The 16,879-nt window shown below is 65.8% G+C and carries 16 protein-coding genes; 6 read left to right on the top strand and 10 right to left on the bottom strand.

Features of this window, described 5'->3' with window-relative positions; all coding sequences use genetic code 11:
- Position 1: 1 nt before the first annotated feature.
- From sufD to NDI89_RS06025, 3 genes are all read left to right on the top strand, one after another.
- On the top strand, positions 2-1,222 hold the full coding sequence (gene sufD / locus NDI89_RS06015; RefSeq protein WP_277520609.1) for a Fe-S cluster assembly protein SufD: 1,221 nt from the start codon (positions 2-4) through the stop codon (positions 1,220-1,222).
- A 91-nt stretch (positions 1,223-1,313) separates the two neighbouring features.
- Positions 1,314-1,808 carry a ferritin-like domain-containing protein gene (locus tag NDI89_RS06020; protein ID WP_277520611.1) on the top strand — a complete coding sequence of 165 codons (495 nt, stop codon included), beginning with the start codon at positions 1,314-1,316 and terminating at the stop codon, positions 1,806-1,808.
- Between the two features lie 136 nt (positions 1,809-1,944).
- A complete protein-coding gene (locus NDI89_RS06025) occupies positions 1,945-2,379 on the top strand; it encodes a metal-dependent transcriptional regulator (RefSeq protein WP_226005865.1) in 435 nt (144 codons plus the stop codon).
- A 15-nt stretch (positions 2,380-2,394) separates the two neighbouring features.
- On the opposite strand, the gene NDI89_RS06030 is transcribed toward NDI89_RS06025, so the two are convergent.
- The 3 genes from NDI89_RS06030 to NDI89_RS06040 form a co-directional block, all read right to left on the bottom strand.
- Positions 2,395-4,200 (bottom strand): phospholipase D-like domain-containing protein, encoded by a 1,806-nt coding sequence (locus NDI89_RS06030; protein ID WP_277520612.1) that lies wholly within the window; start codon positions 4,198-4,200, stop codon positions 2,395-2,397.
- A 349-nt stretch (positions 4,201-4,549) separates the two neighbouring features.
- Complete coding sequence (locus NDI89_RS06035; protein WP_277520613.1) at positions 4,550-5,902, bottom strand: HEAT repeat domain-containing protein; 1,353 nt, start codon at positions 5,900-5,902, stop codon at positions 4,550-4,552.
- Between the two features lie 66 nt (positions 5,903-5,968).
- The gene (locus NDI89_RS06040; RefSeq protein ID WP_277520614.1) at positions 5,969-6,694 is read right to left on the bottom strand and encodes a protein sorting system archaetidylserine synthase; all 726 of its coding nucleotides are present in this window, start codon (positions 6,692-6,694) and stop codon (positions 5,969-5,971) included.
- Positions 6,695-6,802: 108 nt separating this feature from the next.
- On the opposite strand from NDI89_RS06040, the gene NDI89_RS06045 reads away from it, so the two are divergent.
- Together NDI89_RS06045 and NDI89_RS06050 are read left to right on the top strand one after the other, a co-directional pair.
- On the top strand, positions 6,803-7,237 hold the full coding sequence (locus NDI89_RS06045; protein ID WP_277520615.1) for a cupredoxin domain-containing protein: 435 nt from the start codon (positions 6,803-6,805) through the stop codon (positions 7,235-7,237).
- 104 nt (positions 7,238-7,341) lie between these two features.
- Entirely contained in the window at positions 7,342-7,647 is a 306-nt protein-coding gene (locus NDI89_RS06050) for a putative quinol monooxygenase (RefSeq protein WP_277520617.1), read from the top strand.
- 134 nt (positions 7,648-7,781) lie between these two features.
- Here NDI89_RS06050 and NDI89_RS06055 read toward each other — a convergent pair whose 3' ends face one another.
- The 7 genes from NDI89_RS06055 to NDI89_RS06085 all read right to left on the bottom strand — a co-directional run bounded on the left by NDI89_RS06055 (position 7,782) and on the right by NDI89_RS06085 (position 16,245).
- The gene (locus NDI89_RS06055) at positions 7,782-8,720 is read right to left on the bottom strand and encodes a hypothetical protein (RefSeq protein WP_277520618.1); all 939 of its coding nucleotides are present in this window, start codon (positions 8,718-8,720) and stop codon (positions 7,782-7,784) included.
- Positions 8,721-9,400: 680 nt separating this feature from the next.
- Positions 9,401-10,039: a 30S ribosomal protein S3ae gene (locus NDI89_RS06060; protein WP_226005858.1), complete on the bottom strand. Its 639-nt coding sequence runs from the start codon at positions 10,037-10,039 to the stop codon at positions 9,401-9,403.
- On the bottom strand, positions 10,032-10,358 hold the full coding sequence (locus NDI89_RS06065) for a KEOPS complex subunit Pcc1 (RefSeq protein ID WP_277520619.1): 327 nt from the start codon (positions 10,356-10,358) through the stop codon (positions 10,032-10,034). The genes NDI89_RS06060 and NDI89_RS06065 overlap by 8 nt, the downstream gene beginning before the upstream one ends.
- Complete coding sequence (locus NDI89_RS06070; protein WP_277520620.1) at positions 10,355-11,581, bottom strand: exonuclease; 1,227 nt, start codon at positions 11,579-11,581, stop codon at positions 10,355-10,357. The genes NDI89_RS06065 and NDI89_RS06070 overlap by 4 nt, the downstream gene beginning before the upstream one ends.
- A gap of 6 nt (positions 11,582-11,587) precedes the next feature.
- Positions 11,588-12,061: a 30S ribosomal protein S15 gene (locus NDI89_RS06075; protein WP_277520621.1), complete on the bottom strand. Its 474-nt coding sequence runs from the start codon at positions 12,059-12,061 to the stop codon at positions 11,588-11,590.
- A gap of 213 nt (positions 12,062-12,274) precedes the next feature.
- On the bottom strand, positions 12,275-14,350 hold the full coding sequence (locus NDI89_RS06080; RefSeq protein WP_277520622.1) for a type II secretion system F family protein: 2,076 nt from the start codon (positions 14,348-14,350) through the stop codon (positions 12,275-12,277).
- Complete coding sequence (locus NDI89_RS06085; RefSeq protein ID WP_277520623.1) at positions 14,347-16,245, bottom strand: type II/IV secretion system ATPase subunit; 1,899 nt, start codon at positions 16,243-16,245, stop codon at positions 14,347-14,349. Before NDI89_RS06085 ends, NDI89_RS06080 begins: the two co-directional genes overlap by 4 nt.
- A 157-nt stretch (positions 16,246-16,402) precedes the next feature.
- On the opposite strand from NDI89_RS06085, the gene NDI89_RS06090 reads away from it, so the two are divergent.
- A complete protein-coding gene (locus NDI89_RS06090) occupies positions 16,403-16,873 on the top strand; it encodes a DUF5793 family protein (RefSeq protein WP_277520624.1) in 471 nt (156 codons plus the stop codon).
- Positions 16,874-16,879: the final 6 nt, after the last annotated feature.

Raw genomic sequence — 16,879 nt, forward strand, 5'->3', positions numbered from 1 at the left:
TATGAGCGCAGGAACACAGGTACACGCCAATCTGACGGAAGAACAGGTACGCGAGATCAGCGGGGACCTCGAGGAACCCGAGTGGCTCCTCGAGACCCGTCTCGAGGCCCTCGCGGCCCTCGAGGAGCTCGACATGCCCGACGTCATCCGGACGCCGGGTCGGGACTGGACGAACCTCCACGATCTGGACTTCGAGTCCCTCGTCGATCCGCTGAACGCGGCCGAGAACAAGGATCAGGTCGGCCCCGAAGAGGCCGAGGTCCTGTCCTGGAGCGACGCCGTGCAAGAGCACGAGGAGCTCCTGAAGGAGCACTTCGGCAGCATCGTCGATCCCCAGGAGAACTACCTGACGGCGCTCTCGACGGCGCTCTTTAGCACCGGGACGGTCATCTACGTCCCCGAAGGCGTCGACGCCGAGGACGTCGCCATCAGGACCGAGCAGAACTCCCGCTCGCTGTTCAACTACACGCTCGTCGTCACCGAGGAGTCGTCCTCGGTCACGATCCTCGAGCGCCAGTCCACCGGCGAGGAAGCCGAGGAGCAGTACTACAGCGGCGTCGTCGAAATCGCCGCCGGCGAGAACAGCTACGTCCAGTACGGCAGCCTCCAGAACCTCTCGGAGGAGGCCTACAACTTCACCGTCAAGCGCGGCGTCGCCGACACCTACGCCACGATCGACTGGATCGAGGGCAACCTCGGCACCCAGCTGACCAAGACCGAAGTGTCGACGACTCTCAGCGGCGACAGCTCCGAGACGCAGATCGTCGGTGCCTTCTACGGCCACAACGATCAGCACTTCGACCTCGACGCCAAGGTCTGGCACCGCGCCGAGCACACGACCGCCGACCTCGTCACCCGCGGCGTCACCGACGACGTCGCCCGCTCGGTGTACGAGGGCGTCCAGGACGTCGGGTCCGACGCCTGGGACACCAGCTCCTACCAGCGCGAGAACACGCTGATGCTCTCCGACGAGAGCGAGGCCGACGCCTCCCCGAAGCTGATCATCAACAACCACGACACCGAGGCCAGCCACTCCGCGACGGTCGGCCAGATCGACGCGGAGGACCTGTTCTACATGACCTCCCGCGGTGTCGACCCGCGCTCCGCTCGCAACATGCTCGTCGAGGGCTTCTTCGTCCCCGTCCTCGAGGAGATCGACGTCGACGAGCTCCGTGACGACCTCGAGGGGCTGATCGGCGCTCGACTGCGCCAGCGCGACTAGCGAGGGCTCGACTCGCGTTCGGTCCGTTTCGACCAGTTTTCGCCGCCCGTTCTCCGAGACGACTAAGTAACAGCGGCTCTCTTGTCACGATATGAGTCTGGGACAGCGTGTCTCGAGCGACCACCAGCTGACCCGATTGCTCCAGATCGGGGTCGTGCTGGAGGAACTCGTCGAGTCACGCGCCGCCCACCACATCGACTCGCTCCCGCCGGAAGAGCGAGCGGAATTCGACGAAGAGGTGGAAGAGTTGCTCGCCGAAGCCGCCGCGGAGTCGGCCGAACACCGCGAGCGACTCGAGGCGCTGATCGACGATCTCGAGGCTGAGACGGTCGGATACGAAGAGATCAACGCACTGGTCGACGCACAGTACGGCCCGCCGGAGGACACGGACGGCGTGCTCTACGATCAACTGGCGAACGAGGAGACGGCCTACAAGTTCTACGACGACCTGATCGACGCGATCGAGGCCTCCGAGTCAGAGTTCGCGGTGGATCGCGACCGACTCCTCGAGACGCTGTACAGTATCCGCGAGGAAGAAAAAGAAGGGGTCGAGGAAGTGACCGAGATCATGGAGCACAGAGCATGATCGGGGCGAGAGCTACGTCGATCACGGCGGCCGCGATCGGTGGTCGGTCACCGTTCGAGACGCGCATCGACACCCGAATCCGGAACCGCCAGCGAGCGATCGACGCGACGCGCAGTCGCACTGACGGAGGGACGCTATGAACACTGCCGATCAATATCTCAAGGCGATCTACCTGGCACAGCGAATCGAGGACGGCCCCGCATCCACCGGCACGCTCGCGGACTTGCTCGAGGTGAGTCCGGCCAGCGTCAACGAGATGATCGGGAAACTCGAGGAGCGAGAGCTCGTCGACCACGAGAAGTACAAGGGGGCGAGTCTGACCGACGAGGGACTCGAGCGCGCCCACAACGCCCTCCAGACGTACTGCATCATCGAGCGGTTCCTCGCGAACGTCCTCGAGGTCGACGAGTTTCGCGACGAAGCCCGCGCACTGGAGAGCGTCATCGACGATACCGTCGCGGAGCGACTCGACACGATCATCGATCGGCCCGACCAGTGTCCCGACTGTTTCGACGCCGAGCAGGACTGCTGTGAGCTACTCGAACTCGAGGCCGGCGGTCACGCGGACTGAGTTCTCGGCTCGTTTTCACGTGTGATCGGACGGTGACCGATCACCGAACCGAACGTATCGCCGTCCAACGACCGCAGCGGCCGCGAGGGCGACGACGACCGCGACGCTGAGACCGACCGGGAACGACCACGAGTCGCCCGACCAGTCCGACTCGAACACGTCGGCGTAGTAGGTCCCGACCGCTTCGCCGTGGAGCGCGAGGAGCACCTCGCGGTTGTTGTGTAACGAGTTCGAGTTCCAGTTCGCGCTCCCGACGATCGCCGTCTCTCGATCGATCACGACGCCCTTGGCGTGTATCTTCTCGAACCGGTCGGTGTCTTCGACGAGTCGAACCTCGAGCGGGAGGTCCTCGCGCTCGGCCGCCCGCTCGAGGCCGGTCGCGAGATTCTCGTTCTCCTCGGCGTTGTACTCCGCCGATCCGAGCAGGATCCGAACGTCGACGCCGCGGCGGGCCGCCTCGACGGTCGCTTCGAGCAGCGACACGTCGGCCGCGATACTGGGTTGGATCACGAGGAGTTCGTCCTCCGCGCTCGCGATCAACTCCATCAGTCGTCCCTCGGCGTTGTCCGGTGCGAGCAGGAGTTCGGCCGACTCGACGGGAACCGTCGACGGCTCGTGGGTCGTCGGGAACTCGGTTTCGGAGTCCGACGACAGGAATTCCGGTTCGCCGTCGACGAACGAGGTGTTTCGTCGATACGCTGGGCCGGAGGTCGTGTCCCGCCCCTCGAAGTCCGCACGGAAGACGGCCGCGAGATCGCTCGCGAGGGTTTCGTCCTCGAGTCGGACGCCCCACCCGCGGCTGCTCTCGCCGCCGACGCCCGCCGGCTTCCAGTTTTCGCTCGTGACCAGAACGCGATCGTCGGCGACGGCGTATTTAGGGTGGTGAAACCGGTAGCGTGCGTCTTCGCCGCCGATCACTCGGACATCGACGCCGCCGTCCGCGAGCGTCTCGAGGACGTCCGCGGTCGGTGCCGGCGTGCCGCCGACCGGGCTCGCCTCGAGGAGTACCGAGACGTCGACGCCGCGTTCGGCCGCGTCGACGAGATCGGCGGCGATGGGCTCGGAAGTGACGGTGTAGCCGGCAAGTAGGAGCCGGTTATCGGCGGTTCGAATCGTCTCTCTGGGGACGCGGGGGGAATCGGGGAGGACGAACGCCGTCGCCTCGTCGACCGCGGCGCTCGAGACGGGGAAGCAGGTCGCGTCGGCGGGCCACCACTGGCCGTTGACGGTGTCGTCGTTCCGACTGGTGGTTGCCCCCGTCAGTTCCGTCCGATACCACCGCTCCGCGGTCGGCGCGCGGTCGTAGGAGACCGAATCGATCGCGGCCGTCGCGTTTCGGAGTCGAAGCTCGTCACCGCCGTTCGCGAGTTGCAGATGGCCCTCGAGCCCGAGAACCGGCGTGTCGGTGAGCCGTGTCGTGGCGTTCGGAGACGTACTCAGCGCGGTACGACCGGAGACCGTCTCGTTCGGGAGTCGCGCCGTCGTGTGGCCGTCCGTGAGGGTCCAATTCTCGAGTCGGGTGTCGGGCGGCGTCTCGAGGACGGCGAACTCGCCGGCGTTTTCCTCGGTCGGCGGGTTCGGCGCGAGTTCGACGATGCGCGGCCGCGTCGGCGTGTCCGTCGCGGTCGGCCTCGTCGTGTCGCTCGCCCGTTGCGGACAGGCACGGGCGGACGCGTCGGGTTCGCTATCAGGGGTGGCTCGAGCCGTGGGCTGCCCGGTCGTCACTGTGCCGGTGGCAACTGCGAACCCAGCGAGTATCGTGGTACTGGTGACGAGACAACAGGCGAAGACGGCAACGAGGGCGGCTCGCCGGATATCCATCGCTCCGTCTGGTCGTCCTTTCGGATTTAAAATGTCGGATCCAATCCGGTCGGGTAGGGAGACGGTTAGTCGACTCTTTCGAGAAGGGTACGGATAGTCAATCGAGGGAACGAGTCCGCTCGTGCTGGCAACACTGAACGGCCACGCCCTCCCCAGCCGACTCACTCGCTCACTTCGTTCGCTCGTTCGTCCCTCGCACGGCTTCGTGCCGCGGTGAACCGCGGCACAGCGTGCGCCACCGTATATCGTACCATCGTGGAACAATAGAGCGTTCGACGCCGTTCGTCACGTCAGTTTCTCATCGATCGGTTGAATCGAGTTCACTGAGCGGTTCGCTGCGGCCCGAGCGTCAGGCTGCGGGCTCGAGGTCCGCGTTCTCGGCTTCGGCCTGCACGAGGTAGGCGCGGTCGTCGTCGTAGTCGGCGACGATCTCGAGGGCGTCTTCGGTGCCGATGCGGTTGAGCGCCCACGCGGCGCTGGCTCGGACGCGGTCGGACTCGTCGTCTTCGAGGACGTCCGCGAGCGGGTCGATGGCGCGGGTGTCGCCGATCAGCCCGAGGGCGCGGGCGGCCCAGCTGCGGACGTCGGCCTCGTCTGCGACGAGTTGCTGAGCGATCGGTTCGACCGCGTCTTCGGCACCGATCTCGCCGAGTGCGCGGAACGCGGGCCGCTGGAGGTTCGGGTTGGAATCGACGTAGTCGACGAGCGTGTCGACGACCTCCTCGTCGGCGACGCCGATCTTGCCGAGGATGGACATCGCGGCCTGATCGCGGCGGTTGGCCTTCTGGAGCATCGGGTCGATGGCCTCCTCGGGCCCCATCCGCTCTAAGGCCTCCATGCAGTGGTCCTCCATGAAGTCGGAGTCGAACGTCTCCAGCGCGAGGAGGATCATGTCGACGTTGCCCTGCTTCTCGTGGACCTTGAGCGCGTGCCACTCCGGCGGGAAGTCCTTGACGTGATCGAGGACGTCGTAGTACCCCTCCCGACGGAGCTGTTCGCGGATCTCGAGGTCGGTCCACTCCGTCGCGTCGTCGATATCGCTTTGCAGATCGTCGGTCGCCTCGAGCAGACCGGCGATCGTCTCGGCGTCGTCGTCCGCGTCGAGGTCGGCGGTTTCGACGGCTTCGACCGCGTCGTCGAGGGTCGCATCGAGCTGGTCGGGGACGGTTTCGCCCTGGTTTACCAGCGTGACCGACGTGTCCAGCAGATCGTTGAACTCGTCGAGGAAGTCGTCGACCGCCTCGATCAGTTCCGCGTTGCCTTCCTCGGTCCAGCGGGTGTCCGTGATCGTCCCGCTTGCGTCGGTTATCTCGCTTACGACGTCCTCGCCGTAGGGACCGCGCTGGTCCTCTAGATCCGACTCGAGGTCCGAGAGGTCGCTCTCGATCTCGTCGTACCGCTCCTGTAGCTCTTCTTCCGGCGCGGGTTCCGCGTCTTCGTCTTCCTCGTCCTCGTCGGTCTCGGGCGGCTCCGGCACCTCGACGCTCTCGAGTTCCGTTCGGAACGACTCGAGGTCGGCCTCGACGACGTCGAGGTCGTCCTCGGTCTCGGCGGCCTCGAGGTTCGAGTCGAGTCCCTCGAGGTCGGCCGCGAGTGCGTCGAGGCGCTCTCGAACGGCCGCGAGATCGGCAGCCCCCTCGTTCTCGCCCGCTTCCTCCTCCTCGGCGGCCCCGTCGTCACCGTTCGCCTCGTCCTCGCTCATCGTACCACCCGGGGACGACGCCGACGCGTGACACTGTACATACTTGACGGTCGTGTCAGCACGGCCCTAAGCGTTTCCATGCACGTCGACCGACGGCGACCGTTCCCGCTCGCCCCAGTACAACCAGGGGCTGAGCGTCATGTACGCCAGCCCGAGCGTCAGGAGGGCGTACGGAAACGTCCGGCCGGCGAAATTCGGAACGAGGATCGCGAGGGCGTGGACGATACCCATGATCGCGGCGTCTCGAGCCAGGAGGTCGGGGTACTGGATCCGCGAGACCATCAGGTAACAGAACGCGCCGGTGACGGCGAGCACGAGCCACGGCCGCGTCTCGCCGGCGAGGATCGCCGCGCCGAGTATCGTGGCGGCGAGGGTCGTCTGGACGCCCTCGGTGTAACTGCCGGAGATGTCGTAGGCGGTGTACATTCCCAGCCGGGTGACGGCCATCGCGACGAACAGCGCACAGACGCCCGTCACGAGCAGGAGGTCGGCGGTGATCGCGCCGAAATCGATTCCGAGCCCCTCAGTGACGACGACGAACGACAGGACGGCGGGAGCGACGGCGAAGGAGGCGACGTCGGCGAGCGAGTCGAGGTAGGGACCGGCGTCGGTACCGCCGTAGCGGCGCGCGAGGATGCCGTCGAGTCCGTCCGCGATCGCCGCGAGGAGGATGAGCCGGGCGGCGAGGTCGATGTCGACGGTCGCCACGACGACCGCGACGAACCCCAGGGCGGCGTTCGCGATCGTCACCGCGTCGGCGACACCCAGCCGACCGACGAACCGGGGGAGCATATGCCCGGATTCGACGGGGAGCTACCTTACGTGTTTTCGTTTCCGGAGACCGCCGTTTTCGAGAACCGAACCGGGGCGGTTATACCGCAACTCTCCCAAGGATCGCGTATGCAACGGCGTGGCTATCTCGCCGCCGTCGGAACTGCGACAGCTGCGACGCTGGCCGGGTGTTCGTCGCTCCTCAGTTCGTTCGACGATAATCCCTGCGCCGGCGAGGACTGTCACATCGGAATGAGTCGCACCGAGTTCCACCCCGAGGTCTACGAGGTTTCGGTCGGTGACACTGTCGTCTGGCAGAACACGAGCGAGGCCGATCACACCGTCACGGCCTACGAGGACCTGATCCCCGAAGACGCCGAGTACTTCGCGTCCGGGGGCTACGAAAGCCAGACGGCGGCGTACGAGGCCTGGGACGACCGCGGCGGTCGACTCGGAACGCGCGACACGTACGAACACACCTTCGAAGTGCCGGGTTCCTACGAGTACTTCTGCATTCCCCACGAGGGTGCCGAAATGATCGGCGAGATCGTCGTCACCGAGTAACGCCTCGACCGGTACGGCTCGTGACCTGACGGCCCACCGCGGCCTCGGCGTCGGTCTCCGGTGGGACCAGCTTTATTTCCCGACGGACGAATCATCTTCCCGTAATGATCGTCATACACGCGAGTTTTCCGATCGACTCCGACAGCCGCGACGAAGCCCTCGACCTGATCGAGGATCTGGTGTCCGAATCGCAACAGGAAGACGGCATCATCGACTATCGGGCGGCGACGGACGTCACTGACCCGAACGTCGTGCGCTTCTTCGAACAGTACGAGGACGAGGAGGCCTTCGTCGCACACACGCAGACCGATCACTTTCAGGAACTCGAGGCCGCGCTCCCGGAACTCCTCGCCGGCGAGCCCGAGGTCACCAAGTTCGACGTCGACTCGGCCGAAGAACTCGAACTCTGAGCGGTTTCCGCACCGATCTGCACCCCACTGTACCACTGACAATCAATACATACGACCGCATGCCGGCGGTATGATCCGTTTGTGAATCCGTTCTGTGGCTATTGTAGGCCCCGACAGCGTCCGCACAGAAGCGGTCACCGAGACTCGTCTTCACGGTCGTCTCCCGCGTCTTCCAGTGACGCTTCTACCGAGTTCCGCCACAGGGTCATATCGGCCGCGTGCGTCTCGAGCGCACCGACGTCGTCCTCCAGGGATTCGATCGACGACCGGAGTTCGTCGTCGAGGTCGTCGAGGTCCGACTGAACCGCCGACAGCTCCGATTTCGTTCGCTCCTGGAGGATCGCGACCGCCTCCTCGATCGTGGCGTCGGTGTCATCGATCTGCCCCTCGAGGGTCGCCGCTCGCTCGTCGAGTCGGTCCTCGAGGTCGTCGATCCGATCCTCCACCTGTTCGATATCCCGTATCCGGGAGGCCAGCGCGGTCGTTCGCGTGTTGAGGTTCTTCTCGACGTGTCGAATCCGTCTGGCGACGTCGTCCTCGACTCGGTCCGTCGAGACGTCGGACGCCTCCCCGCTCCCGGAAACGTCGTCGAGGTCGAGCGTATCGCGTTTCGCGGCGGAGTCCGAACCGTCCTCGGGCGTCGATTCCTCGAGGCTCGCGAAGCGATCGGCCAGTTCGGTAACTGCCGTTTCGAGGTCGTCGAGCCGGCTCTCGAAGGCACTGTCAATCGACTCGAGGGATTCGATCGCCGTTCGGAGCGTCGTCAGTTCGTCGATGACCGCGTCGAGGTCGGATCGAACGGCTCCGAGGGCGTCCCCGTCGCACTCCCCGGAATCCGTGTCGATATCGTCCGACAATTGCGCCACCGTCGATTCGAGCTCCGCGATCCGCTGGGGGTCCACACCGGCGGAGCGAGGCTCGTCGTCGAGTGCCCGCTTGAGGGCCTCCGTTCGGGCACCGCCCTGATCCGACCTGAGGGCCTCGAGCAGTGCGTCGAGGACGTTCGCTACCGACTGGTCGCCGGAATCCCCGGAGGACGAAGCCGATCGTTTGCCACTGTCATGTTTATTCATACCACTTTCAGCGACGGGACGTGCCCCCGAACGTTCGATCGGTATCGCTTCGGAAGGGCGGTGGGGCCTCGTACAGCGAGTCGAGATCGCACAACCCACCGCCTCTCGCTCGAGTACCGCCCTCGTCGGTTTTTATCGCAAGCACACCCCGATACTCCGATCCGCCGTTTGCGCTGTCGATATCGGTTAGCACGATTAATTCTACACGGTGAGATTTATTTAAATAAGTTACGGCCGTTCATCACTGTTCAATTCCCGTTCAGTCCCGAGAGCCGCGAACAGGCCGTCTCAGGCCATTATATCTGGTATTCATACGACCGGAAAAATGTACTTATAACAATCATCTAGTTTTAAATAAAAGGTGGCGAAATCGCCATCGATGTCCGAATCAGACAGCGATCAGGACATGGAGGACAGCGCGACGACCGACGGACTGCTCGACCGAATCAAGCGACTGGTCACTCGAAGCTAACTGCGGCGACGCGGCGCACAGTTTTCGGATTCCAGTGAGATAGCCGACCCTGCCCGCTCGCGGCAGGGGTCGTTCGCGAGTTGGGCAGCGAACCGGCTTACCGATCGCGTGGCTCCTGCGGATGGTCTAGGCGCAAACAGACGGGTCTCTGGCGACTTGTCCGGTAAAATAACGGCGTTAGCGAATCGACTGCGCCCGCCGATCGGAATCAGTCCGCGGAGACGTCTTCTTCGTCGACGTCGACCGCCGTCGCTTCCTCTTCGGCGACTTCCTCGGGGTGGGCCTCGAGGGTCGTCTTCTGGATCTCGACGCGGCGCAGCGGGTAGATCGTCTTGGCCTCGCCGTAGATGGCGGAGGAGAGACGACCTTCGACGACGCTGTCGGTGAGCTCCTCGAAGGAGCGCTCCTCGGCGGCCTCCTCGATCATCCGGACCATCTGCTCGCGGATGGCCTTCTCCTGGCTCGCGTCGGCCTTCTTGGTCGTGAAGGCGACGGGCTGGATCTGGACGCGGTAGTCGTCCGTCGTGAGGACGGTGACGTAGGCCTCGATCTTCGAGGCACCGCGGCGGACCAGCGAGCGCAGGTAGTCCCGCGTCAGGGAGTGTTCGACGAACTCCGTGTACGCGCTGTCGCTGCCCACGTCGTTGATCTTGAAGGTGAGCTTCGTGTTGTTCTCGCTCGCGTTGTTGTTGAGTTCGCCGAGCGTCGTCTCGAGCGTTCGGCCGTAGACTTTCTCCGGTTCGTCAGCGGGGGTTTCGCCGAGTTCCTGGCGGTCGAACTGCTCGGGTGCCAGGACGGTGTACCACCGCTTTTCCTGTTTCGCACGTGAAACTGATCGTTCACTCATTGTGTGTTGTGTTGGTATCGTGATCGGACACAGGTCCCGTGTCCGTCGGTTGATCGCACTGTGCGGTTCGCGTCTGCGACGCGACGTCGATCGCGACCTCGAGGTTGACGACGTAGTCGTCGACCGTCGACTGCAGGCCGCTCGTCGTCTCGCGGTCGATCCGCGTGACGATCGTCCCGGCGCGCTCGTCGCCCGCCGCGTCTGCAGCGTCGTCGCGTTCGACGGTCGTCGTCATCTCGTCGGTATTGTCCGGGCTGAGTGCCCGCGCGATGAGGGCCGCGTCGTCGTGTGCCGTCCGAATCGTCGCTCGCCGACTCATCGGAACTCCCTCACTGCCGCGATGATCGTCGAATTGTCCAAATCCGGGTCGTATCGCAGATAGCTACGCCGGTGGCCGACGTCGTACTCGACGCCGATCTCGGAGCCGTCTTCGAAAGCCGGTTCCGTCTCAGGCTCCGCACCAGCGAGTTCGCGAGCGACACCATCGACGGTCGCGCCGAGGGAGTCGGCCTCGCGCGTCGCGAGCGCCGCCTCGGCGTGTCCGATAGCGAGGACGACTGGCTCCGGTGACCGGGAGGCCGCCACGATCGTCGCGATCGTTTCGACGGGACCGTCGTCGACGTCGACGACGAACAGTCCGTCGTAGCGACCGGTCGACGCGCTCGAGAGCGCAGCGTGAGCGCGGCGGCCGTGTTCGCGCCAGGCCTCGAGTGCGGTCTCGCGGACGTCGTGTCCCATCGCGAGCGCCGTGCCGGTGCCGGGTTCGGTCCGTGCCAGCGCCTCGAGCACGTCCGCGAAGCCGCCGAGCGTCGCGAACGCGTGGTCGGGCGTGGCGTACGGGCGAAGGAGCCGGCCGATCGACTCCGCCGTGGCGTCGGTCGCCTCGTCGGCACCGACGGCGTCGAGCGCGACGAGCGAACCGATCGCCCGATGGTCGTCCGCGTCGAGCGCGTCGGAATCGCCGTCGACGGCGTCCGAGAGCGCCTCGCGGGTCGCGTCGAGGTCTCCAGACCACGGCGCGCGCAGGCGCGTCGAGTGCGCGACGCCGTCGATCGGATCCGAAGTCGGTACCGCGACGCCGGGTCGCTGCTCGAGCAGTCCGCGTTCGATCGCGGTCTCGAGGAGCCACTCGCTCTCGCCCGCACCGGGTTCGCTGCCGCCGGCGACGACGCCGGCCAGTGCGAGCACCGGATCCGGCGTCCCGCCGATCTCGCGGACGAGATCGACGGCCTCGAGCGTGGCGGGTCGGTCGGTCGCTGGGAGTCGAATCACGTCGTCGGTATCGGCGGCCGCGTCGGCGGCCCCGACGACGATCGTCCGATCGTCCTCGTTCGTCGGTGGGTCGACGCGTGCGGATCGCTCCGCGATCGTCCGACCGACGGTCACCTGAAACGGCGTCTCCAGCTCTGCGAGGGCGCTCGCGATGAGGCCGCTCGCGGCGAGCCCGTCGCCGTCGGCGCGGGCGACGAGGCGGACGAAGCCGGCGCTCTCGAGCGCGCTCGTGGCGGACACCGGCTCGGCGGATCGACCCTCGGTGGACATGTGACGTTACTCGGCGTCTTCGATGAGTTCCGTCGCGAACTCGGGCGTGTACGTGAAGTCCGGCTCGAGTTCGTCGCCGCGGTAGTACTTGACCAGGCGGCGAACCTTCGCTTCGGTGTTCTGCAGGGCGCGCTTGTTCTGGTAGTCCTGCTGGTTCCGCTGGACGTGCTCGCGCAGGCGCACGGCGCGCTCCATCAGGTTCCAGAGATCCTCGGGGATGTCCGCTCGCGCGTCGTTCTCCTCGAGGATTTCGGTGATCTTCTTCCCGGTCGCCAGCTTGACGTCGGGAACGGGCGTGCCGGTGACGCCTTCGTCACGCAGCTTCATCCCGATCTGGCTGGGGTCGTGGCCCTGCTCGGCTAGTTCGACGACCCGGTCTTCGATGTCTGCTGGGTCGACGTCGCTCCACTCCGGCGGTTCGTCTGCCGACGGCTTGTCCGAACCGGACGAGCCGCGACGGCGTGTGTGCATTCGTGCCATTGTTGAGGATAGGAATCGCACTGACCGCGCGTGTCCACTGTCAGACGACAGTGGCGGCTCTCGCCGTGCACTTCCGCAATCCCAAGTCACCCGAAAGAGTGAGTGACACAGTCGGATTTGCGGCCGTGCGCTTCCCACCGGTGATTCTCCCGTTGCGGTCAAAAGGGTTTCTACATCGGAGCGGGGCGAATCCGTTGCACGTGCGGTCCCCGTTCACACGAGGAGCGCGAAGAGGAGCACCGAGAGTCCGATCATGACGGCCGCGTGTTTCGCGCCCGCTCTGATGTCGCCCGTGCTTAGCTGGCCGGCGATCAGTCCCGAGAGCGAGCCCTGCACGAGCGCCGCGTGATAGAACAGCGTCGCGTAGGCGTCGGCGTCCGCGTCGGAGAGTCCGCCGAGTTCGTCGACGCCGGAGCCGGCTGCCAGTTCCGCCCCGCCGGTCGGAAGGTTCGGAAGCAGGTAGCCCGCGAGCACCCCGATAATGAAGAGGAAGACCAGAAACGAGACGTAGACGACGACCATGTACTCGAGCATCGCCTGTCTGCGCTCGCGCTCGAGCCGGCGATCGGCCGCCGCCTGTCGCGCGGCGATCCGGAGCGTGGTCGCGAGGTTGCCGCTGGCGTTCATCGACTCGGTGAGCAGCGTGACCACGCGGGCGATCGATCGTGTCCCCACGCGCGCCTCGAACCGCCGGAGCGCCGTCTGGAGATCCGCACCCCACTGGACGTCGGCCCAGACCCGGTCGAGCTCGGCGCTGAGCGGCCCCAGATCCGAGTCGCGGACGCGATCGACCGCCGAGACGATCGACAGGCCGGCCTCGTTGACGCTGGCGAGGCGATCGAGCAGGTCCGGCACCGCGGCCTCGATCGCCTCGAGCCGCCGCCGATGGAGTTCGTACGCGATCGCGAAAACGGAGAGCGCTCCGAACGCACCGACGGCGACGGTGTCGTCGAGGGCAGTGACGTCGAATCCCCCCTCGAGCGCGGCGGGAACTCGGCCCGCGATCGCCGCGAGGACGATCGGGAGGGTTACGACGAGCGTGAGCGACGGGTGCTCGACGAGCGTCCGAATCGGGTGGCCGAATCGCTCGCGGACGCCCTGCAGCCGGCGGTAGTACCGGACTCGTTCGACGTTCGGATGCGGCCGCGGTCCCGGTCCGTTGCTGGCGGCGGCCGCGGTTCGGTCCGGTCGATCCGCGGCGGGCGGGTCGATCGCGTCCGGTTCCCCGTCGACCCCGTTACTGGGATCGAGCTTGTCCGTCACCATGCTCAGGTACACCATGAACCCGACGTTCGCGACTGGCAAGAGCACGTAGACGATGACCTGTAACTGCCCGAACGTGTCGCCCGCGGCGATGCCGATCACGACGAGGATGGTGATGAGAAAGAGCGGGCCCGCGACCAGCACCGTGACGTAGGCTTCGGCCAGCGTCGCGAGCAGGTCGAGGATGCTCTGCTGTTGGGACTCGGCTTCCTCGCGGTAATCCTGGTACTGGCGCTCGAGGAACTCGGAGAGCCCCTGTCCGCTCTGGAGGACGCTGACCAGGTTCTCGGTGAACTCGCGGAACTGCGGGCTCGGCGAGCGACGCCCCATCGTCTGGAGGGCAGTGATGACGTCGGTCCCGAAGGTGTCCATCTGACGGACCGCGACGGAGAACTCCGCGGCGGCCTCGCCGTAGGTGTCTTCCTGCGCGGCGACGATCCTGACGACCGTCGGGAACGCCATGCCGCTCTTCGAGAGCGCGTAGACGAACGCGACCGTCGCGGGCAACCCAGCTTCGATTCGGCGGGCTCGGCCGTCGGCGACGTAGCTCGGGTACCACCATCGAAGCCAGTAGGTCCCACCGCCGGCCACGGCCCCCACCGTGAGCGAGGACCCGAGCAACAGGACGACGAGTTCGCCGAGCGACAGCGTCGGCACGCCTCCGAGACCGGCGAGGAACGCGAGGAACCCCGGCAGCGCCTCGCGCATCGTCTCGGGGTCGACCGAGAGCAGTTCCAGGAGCCCCCAGATCGCGTAGAGTCCGAACACTGCCCCGACGAGGACGGCGACGACGGTGTAGAGCAACGTCACCGATCCGTACTCGCGAACCGTCGTCGGCGCGTGTGCGGCCCGCAACGCCGCCTTCTTTCCGGACCACTCGCCTCGGAGCGCATCGACGTAGCTTCCGAAGGTCCGGATCGATATTCGGCACAGGACCCGCTCGAGCCGAGCCGAGTATCTCGCGAGGAGGAGGGGGAGACAGAGCAGCGCCGCACCGAGCAGCGGAACGACGGTAACGAGCCTCATCGCTCCCGAGGTGCGTCGTCTCCGGTCTCGAGTTCGGTCGTCGCGCCGTTCCTCCGTTCGACCGCCCCTTCGTGCTCGCGTTCGACCGTCTCTCCGCGTTCGCGTTCGACTCGCGTCCCGGTCTCGTCGTCCGCGATCGTCTCGAGGACGCGGTCCGGATCGCTGTAGTACTCGTTGACCATCGCGGTGAACCGCTGGTAGTCGTCGATCCCGTTCGCGCGGAGGTACTCGAGGAACCGTTCGCGGTTCTCGACTTCGGTCAGCAACTCCTTCTGGCTCCAGCCGCGTTCGTCGCGGATCTCCGTGAGGACCTGACTACCCGAACTCCGGAAGCTGTCGGTCTCGCCGTCCCAGGTGTAGGCGGTCGAGTAATCGAGTTCGCCGGTCCGCTGGTCGACGCCCTCGATTTCGGCGAGAACCTTGTTCCGGCGCACGCGCTGATCGCCCGACCGCGTCAGCGTCTGGACCGAGAGGATGTCGAGGCTCTGGACCATCGACCGGGGCACGTTGATCGGCTCGTTCTCGAGCCGGTTGATCGCCGTCTGCACCGAATCGGCGTGCATCGTCGAATAGGTGGTGTGACCGGTGTTCATCGCCTGAAAGAGGGTCATCGCCTCCTCGCCGCGGACCTCCCCGACGACGATGTACTCCGGTCGATGGCGAAGCGCGGAGCGAAGCAGGTCGTACATCGTCACGTCCGTGCCCTCGTGGAGGCGCTCGCGCGTGATCGAGGAGAGCCAGTTGTCGTGGGAGAGCTGGAGCTCGCGAGTGTCCTCGATCGTGACCACCTTCGACCGCGGCGGGATGAACATCGAGATGGCGTTCATGCTCGTGGTCTTCCCCGACGCGGTCCCGCCCGCGAAGAGCAGGCTCTTGTTGTGCTCGATCGCGAGCCAGAGGTAGGCCAGCTGCTCGACGCTGAACGTGCCGTACTCGAGCAGGTCGATCGGCGTGAACGGGTCCTCGGCGTACTTCCGGATCGTGAAGGCCGATCCCCGGGGCGTCACCTCTTCGCCCAGCGCGAGTTCGGCGCGCGAGCCGTCGGGGAGGGTCGTCTCGACCATCGGGTCGCCGATGGAGATGTGCCGACCGGAGTGTTGCGCGAGGCGGACGACGAACCGGTCGAGATCGGTCTTCCCGAAGGACACCGACGTCTCGATGTCGGTGTACTCGTCGTGGTAGACGAAGATCGGCAGGTCGTAGCCGTCACAGGAGACGTCCTCGACGTGCGGGTCGCGCATGATCGGATCGAGCGGTCCGTATCCCCGGAAATCCCGGTAGATGTAATAGAAGAGGCGGTAGAACGTCGACGTCTCGATCTCGGCCCCGTATCGCTCGAGCGCATCGCGGATCGTCTCCCGCAGAAGGGTCTCGATGTCGGTCCCCTCGTCCTCGCGGTACAGCAGGGGATCCCGGACGTCTTCGAACAGCGTCTCGAGCAGGATCGCTTCGTCCTCGCTGAGGGTCGGTTCGACGGTGTGATACCGGTGTTCGTTGGCGTCGTGATCGTAGCCGATCGAGACGAACGAAAACGGGGCGTCGACCCAGTAGCGATCGACTTCCTCGAGACCGTCCGGGCCGTCGAACGCGACTAGCGGCCCGTGAGCGTCCGGATCGTAGTCGTCGATATCGACGGTCGAGCCGCGGACCGTCTCGACGAGGCGACGAACGGCGCGTCGAACGGCGGCGATCGTCGACTCGCCGCGCGGACCACCGGACGCGGCCGAGTTCGACTCGACGTCGGCGGGTGCCGTCGGATCGCCGTCGGAGACCGGTTCCGACTCGGCATCGGCTGCGGGGCCCGACTCGTCTCGAGCGGGCCCGTCGGCTCCGCTACCGCGTCCGAGGGCACCGTCCCGATCCGCGTCCGACTCGGTGGATGTTGGTGGTTCCATTGCGGACAGGTTTCGTGACACGTCCGGACGCAATCGGCATAAATGGGATGGCCGACCGGCGACCGGGCGCGGTCGTCTGGTTCGATGACGTCCCTCTCGGGCGGTATCCGTCGTGCGTTACGTTCATACTGCGGGAGTCCGAAGGGCGACGTACGGAATGAGGCGCGAGCACTTCACGTTAGACGTTACCAATATCGACTGGGTCGAAACCGGCGGCGAACCCCAGAAACCCGCTGTATCGATCGATTTCACCGGCCCAGCAACGCTGCTCCGCGAGCGCCTGACTGGTCCCGACGGGAACGTTCTCGACGCGAGCGAAACGGACGTCGCCCTTCGTCTCCAGGGGCCGCTCGGGAACGAGACCACGGGAGTAGTGAGCGTGACCAACCGCGTCACCGGCGAGTTCATCCTCGAACTCAACGAGGACGCCGAGGACGTCCTCCAGTTCATCCGAGCGGCTCGGGGCTACGGTGAGGACGCCGGCGAGGACGACGGCCGGTACGAGGTGGCACTCACGCTCGACGGCGACTCGTTCGTCACTTACGACAAAGGGACCTTTCTCGTCTACGACGAGGAGGGGAGTCTCCTCCGACAGCACAGTCTGATTCCGAGCGGCGTCGAACTGTAACCCCCG

It is taken from the genome of Natrinema salsiterrestre (genome assembly GCF_029502005.1).
In the GTDB taxonomy this organism is placed as follows: domain Archaea; phylum Halobacteriota; class Halobacteria; order Halobacteriales; family Natrialbaceae; genus Natrinema; species Natrinema salsiterrestre.